At 48.5% G+C, this 274-nt stretch carries 1 pseudogene; it reads right to left on the bottom strand.

The features are described from left to right. Window positions 1-75: 75 nt before the first annotated feature. Window positions 76-274 (bottom strand): annotated as a pseudogene (locus tag QWY29_RS21195) (adenosylcobinamide-GDP ribazoletransferase); the annotation flags it as partial.

Below are 274 nucleotides of genomic sequence, written 5' to 3'. Positions count from 1 at the left end.
CGGCCACCAAGACGTACCGTTTAGCATTGGCTGCAATAATGCCTGAAATAACGCCTCCAGTGCGGCCCATTTAATTTACAACACCAAGACGATTGCAACAACGCCCATAGGACCGCTTTGCGGATCTTTCATAATGGCCAATGTTTTATCGCGCTGACCTCAGCCCCCAACCCATTCATCAGCGCTGTCGGCTAGGCCATCCAAATGCAAACCACCACTAAGATATGTCCATAGAGTTAATACTAATGCAGCAACTAAACCACTGTTGGCGTGA

The organism is Nocardioides abyssi, assembly GCF_030412915.1.
Lineage (GTDB): Bacteria > Actinomycetota > Actinomycetes > Propionibacteriales > Nocardioidaceae > Nocardioides > Nocardioides abyssi.
This window is presented reverse-complemented; position numbering and strand designations above follow the sequence as displayed.